At 65.5% G+C, this 5,063-nt stretch carries 5 protein-coding genes; 4 read left to right on the plus strand and 1 reads right to left on the minus strand.

Annotation, left to right across the window (positions count from 1 at the left end; genetic code table 11):
• Positions 1-254: 254 nt before the first annotated feature.
• On the minus strand, positions 255-581 hold the full coding sequence (locus AB4Y84_RS12750) for a ComEA family DNA-binding protein (protein WP_025873998.1): 327 nt from the start codon (positions 579-581) through the stop codon (positions 255-257).
• Between the two features lie 198 nt (positions 582-779).
• On the opposite strand from AB4Y84_RS12750, the gene AB4Y84_RS12755 reads away from it, so the two are divergent.
• From AB4Y84_RS12755 to murU, 4 genes are all read left to right on the plus strand, one after another.
• Entirely contained in the window at positions 780-2,273 is a 1,494-nt protein-coding gene (locus AB4Y84_RS12755) for a M20 family metallopeptidase (protein ID WP_080149492.1), read from the plus strand.
• Positions 2,274-2,343: 70 nt separating this feature from the next.
• Positions 2,344-2,613 carry a GlsB/YeaQ/YmgE family stress response membrane protein gene (locus tag AB4Y84_RS12760; RefSeq protein WP_025874000.1) on the plus strand — a complete coding sequence of 90 codons (270 nt, stop codon included), beginning with the start codon at positions 2,344-2,346 and terminating at the stop codon, positions 2,611-2,613.
• A gap of 65 nt (positions 2,614-2,678) precedes the next feature.
• On the plus strand, positions 2,679-3,704 hold the full coding sequence (locus AB4Y84_RS12765; protein ID WP_032975827.1) for an aminoglycoside phosphotransferase family protein: 1,026 nt from the start codon (positions 2,679-2,681) through the stop codon (positions 3,702-3,704).
• Between the two features lie 11 nt (positions 3,705-3,715).
• Positions 3,716-4,426, plus strand: a complete 711-nt coding sequence (murU, locus tag AB4Y84_RS12770; protein ID WP_442243877.1) for an N-acetylmuramate alpha-1-phosphate uridylyltransferase MurU — start codon at positions 3,716-3,718, stop codon at positions 4,424-4,426.
• Positions 4,427-5,063 lie beyond the last annotated feature (637 nt).

A 5,063-nucleotide genomic window follows, 5' to 3' on the forward strand; every position in this document is an offset into this window, starting at 1 on the left:
GTGCCATGTGTCGTACCGGGCAATCGTCACGTCCCTGTCGGCCTGCTGCCACCCCCTCGCATCCTGCGAAGCGGGGGCGGCGTTGCGTCCTGCACGCGGCCGCGTCTGTCCTGTTTGTATCTCAGCCCCTTCCACAGGTCTGTGATGCCACCATCCTGGTGATTGGTGCCGCATCCCTGCGACGGTCGGCGGCTGCAGCCATCCTGTCCGCAGCCATTGAACCTGCATCCTGCAGATTCCGACGATTCCTGTTGTCAGCGCCTGGGTACGGTTCGCACCGGTACCGATCCGGGTACCGGATCCGCAGGCAACATCGTGTTGCCAACGGTGATCCGTCGTCGATTCCGTTCGACGATCGATGTCCCTATCCCCTTCACCTGCGTCAGGTCCTCGACGCGGTGAAACGGGCCGTGTCTGCGCCGGTGCTCGACGATCGCCGCTGCCTTGGTGGCCCCGACCATCGTCAATCCCTGCTGCAGCGCCTGGGCATCGGCCCGGTTGATGTCGATCGGCTCGGCAGCTTGCGCTCCCGCGATCCACATTCCCAGCACCAGCGCCCTTAACACGACAAACCAAGGCACGACGTGTATCTCCTTGTGGTTCTGACCGTCCCGACCGGCAATCCCGTCGGTCGAAACAGTGTCCGTCACCACATGCACACAGCGTATAGGTTTCACGGATTTCTAAAAGCCAGCCAAATACCCGACGTGATGTAGGGAAAACCCTACCCTTGGCCGAGGCGTAGAATGGACGGATCAGCCATGCAACCGGAGTTTCAGATGGACAGCGCCAAGCTCGGCCAATTCGTCAATGACAAGTGGGACAGCGAAATCGTCCCGCAGTTGGTCGACTACATCCGCATTCCCAACAAGTCGCCGATGTTCGACGCCAACTGGGTGCAGAACGGCTACATGGAGCAGGCGGTCACCCTGATGGAAACCTGGGCCAAGGCCCAGGACCTGCCCGGCCTGAAGGTCGAAGTGGTGCGCCTGGAAGGCCGTACCCCGCTGATTCTGCTGGAAATTCCGGCTACCGGCGCCGAAACCGGCGACGACACCATCCTGCTCTACGGGCACCTGGACAAGCAGCCGGAGATGACCGGCTGGGACGACGACCTGGGCCCGTGGACCCCGGTCCTGCGCGGCGACAAGCTGTATGGCCGTGGCGGTGCCGATGAYGGCTACGCCATCTTCGGCTCGCTGGCCGCCGTGCTGGCACTGCAGGCCCAGGGCTTGCCGCATGCCCGCTGCGTGGTGCTGATCGAAGCCTGTGAAGAGTCGGGCAGCTACGACCTGCCGGCCTACGTGGACCATCTGGCTGACCGCATCGGCAAGCCGTCGCTGGTGGTCTGCCTGGATTCGGGCTGTGCCAACTACGACCAGTTGTGGTGCACCACTTCGCTGCGCGGCCTGACCGGCGGCAACTTCTCGGTGAAGGTGCTCAACGAAGGCGTGCACTCCGGTGATGCCTCCGGCGTGGTGCCGTCCAGCTTCCGCCTGCTGCGCCAGCTGCTGTCGCGCATCGAGGACCAGGACACCGGCCGCATCCTGATCGACGGCATGAACGTGGAGATTCCGGCCGAGCGCCTGGAACAGGCCAAGCGCGCCGCCGACGTGGTCGATACCGCGATCTTCGAAAAATTCCCGCTGGTCGACGGCCTCAAGCCGATGAACGACGACCTGACCGAGCTGGTGCTCAACCGCACCTGGCGCCCTGCCCTGTCGGTGACCGGCATCGGCGGCATGCCGCCGCTGGAATCGGCCGGCAACGTGTTGCGCCCGCATACTGCGGTGAAGCTGTCGCTGCGCCTGCCGCCGACCGCCGATGGCAAGACCTGCGGCGAGCTGCTGAAGGAAGCGCTGCTGCGCGATCCGCCGAACGGCGCGCAGGTCACCCTGGACCTGGAAAAGGCCTCCACCGGCTGGAACGCGCCGGCGATGGCACCGTGGCTGACCAAGGCCATCGACGATGCCAGCCAGACCTTCTTCGGCAAGCCGGCGATGTACATGGGCGAAGGCGGCTCGATCCCGTTCATGGGCATGCTGGGCGAGAAGTTCCCGGGCGCCCAGTTCATGATCACCGGCGTGCTCGGCCCACACTCCAACGCCCACGGTCCGAACGAGTTCCTGCACATTCCGATGGGCAAGAAGGTCACCTCGTGCGTGTCCAAGGTGATCAGCGAGCACTACGCGGCAAGCCTGCGTGGCGAGACCAGCGGTTCGCCGGTAGCTGCCGACAGCGGCACCCGCCACGGCGACCACGGCTGCTGCTGATCCAGACACACCGTGACGGACGCAGCCCGGCCTTGCTAGGCTGCGTCCATCCTTCGAGAGCACTGATTGCATGAACGGTCTGTTTGGCAGCACCAGCTGGCTCTACATCATCCTGGTCGGCTTCTTCGTCGGCCTGCTGGGACGCTTCTTCATGCCCGGCAACAACCGCATGGGCTGCCTGCTGACCATCGTGCTGGGCATCATCGGCGCGCTGCTGGCCGGCTGGTTCGGCCAGTACATGGGCTGGTACGCGCCCGGTGAACCGGCCGGCTTCCTCGGCGCGGTGCTGGGTGCGGTCGTCGTGCTGGCGATCCTGCGCCTGTTCAGCGGCCGCCGCTGAGCCGCCCTCTCTTTTCTCATTCTGCCCCCGACGTTGGCGCGCCCGGCGCGCCCGGATATGCCTGCATGACCGAACCCGCCTCTGATCCCCAGCGCAGCGCACAGCGCCTGCAGTGGGCCCGTACCCAGCTTGACGACGGCAACACCGTGGTCGAACGCGCCTCGGTCGACGCCGGCATGCGCAGCTACTGGCGCACCACCAGCCAGCGCGGCAGCCACATCGTGATGGACGCCCCGCCGGGGCTGGAAGACCCCACGCCGTGGCTGCGCATGCGCGGCCTGCTGCACGATCACGGCCTGCGCGTGCCCGCCCTGCTTGCCCAGGACCTCGACGCCGGCTTCCTGCTGCTGGAAGACCTGGGCGGCCCGACGCTGGCGAAGATCCTCGACGAACGCAATGCCGACGCGTGGTTCAGCCGATCCATCGATCAGCTGCTGCGCCTGCAAGCCATTCCGGTGCCGGCCGATTTCGGCCAGTTCGGCGAAGCGCTGCTGCAGCGTGATGCCGGCCTGTTCGACGAGTGGTTCCTGCAACGCCATCTTGGCCTTGAACTGGACTGCGGCGAGATCGAAGGCCTGCAGCTGGTGCACCGTCGGCTGATGGACAACGCGCTGGGCCAGGCCCAGCTGATGACCCACCGCGACTACATGCCGCGCAACCTGATGCCGGTGGATGGCGGCCCGGCGGTGCTGGATTTCCAGGACCTGGTGCGTGGCCCGATCGCGTACGACGCGGTAAGTCTGTTCAAGGATGCCTTCCTGAGCTGGCCGCTGCAGCGCGTGGACGAATGGCTGGCGCAGTATCACCAGCGCGCACGCGATGCCGGCCTGCCGGTACCCGACCGTGCCACTTTCCTGCGCGATGCCGACTGGATGGGCATCCAGCGCCACGTGAAGATCCTCGGCCTGTTCTGCCGCCTGCGCTATCGCGACAACAAGGGCCACTACCTGGACGATGCGCCGCGCTTCATCGCCTACCTCGATGAAGTGCTGCCGCGCTATCGCGAACTGGCGCCCCTGCAGCAGTTGCTGGAAACGCGGATCAAACCGGCACTGGCCGAGTTGGCCGCGCCGATGCGCGTGCAGCGCTGAAGGCCGCATCGATGAAGGCACTGATTTTCGCCGCCGGCCTGGGTGAGCGCATGCGCCCCCTCACCCTGCACACGCCCAAGCCGCTGCTGGCAGTGGCCGGCAAACCCCTGATCGCGTGGCATCTGGAGCGGTTGGCTGCGCTCGGCATTCACGACGTGGTGATCAATACCGCGTGGCTCGCCGAGCAGTTCCCGGCCGCATTGGGCGATGGCAGCCAGTGGGGCCTGCGCCTGCATTTCATGCACGAAGGCGATACCCCGCTGGAAACCGGTGGCGGCATCCTCAATGCATTGCCGGTGCTGGGGGACGATCCGTTCCTGGTAGTGAACGGCGATATCTGGACCGATTTCGATTTCGCCACGCTGCCGCGTGAACCGGCCGGCCAAGCGCATCTGGTGCTGGTCGACAACCCCGCGCAGCACCCCAATGGCGACTACCGGCTGGACGCGCACGGTGTGCTGCACCATGACCGCGAAGGCCCGTGCCTGACCTATGCGGGCATCGGCGTCTATCGTCCTTCGATCGTGGCCGATTGGCGCGCGGTGATCGGTGAGGCACCGGGCAGCGAGCGTGTGCCACCGAAGTTTTCGGTGGTGCCGTTGCAGAAGCATTTCATGGCACAGGGGTTGATGACGGGGCAGCATCATCGCGGGCGCTGGACCGATGTCGGGACCGTTGATCGCCTGCATGCGCTGGATGCGGAGTTGGCCGCGAACGGCTGAGCCCGTCGTGGTTGGTCGCATCTGAAGCAGAAGCCTTGCTTGGCCGGACGGGATGGGCTGCGCAGGGGACGCTGCAAGTACGTCCATGTAAGCTCGGTCGCCGCATCCATGCGGCTCACGCCCCTGCGCAACCCACCCCGCCCGGCCTCTGACAGTTTCCGTGKGCGTCCAGCCACGGAAGAAAGAAAAAAGCARAAGCGGGTCGCCTCGCTGCGCTTGCTCTGGTGACGACCAACGGTCGCTACCCACCACAAGCAGAGAACGTCGGATCCAAGGCAGTCCTTCCCCGGAAAGTCTCATCCACGCATGGCGTGGATCTACTTGTCGCCATCATGGCGCCAACGCCCCTGCATGGCCCACCCGCCCGGCCTCTGACAGTCTGCGTGTGCGTCCAGCCACGGAAAAGAAGGAAAAGCAGAAGCGGGTCGCTTCGCTCTGGTGACGACCAACGGTCGTCACCCACCACAAGCAAGACACGTGTCGACCAAGGTCGACACCCACCAACAGCAGTGCAGAACGCCGACACACCAGATCGCGGGAACCTGTCGAAGGCGGGGTGGCTCAGGTTGCGGGGGCGTGAGCGCCATGGATGGCGCGACCGAGGCTACATGGACGTACTTGCGCCGTCCCCCGCAAC

It is taken from the genome of Stenotrophomonas sp. 2YAF22 (assembly GCF_052114665.1).
Classification (GTDB): domain Bacteria; phylum Pseudomonadota; class Gammaproteobacteria; order Xanthomonadales; family Xanthomonadaceae; genus Stenotrophomonas; species Stenotrophomonas indicatrix.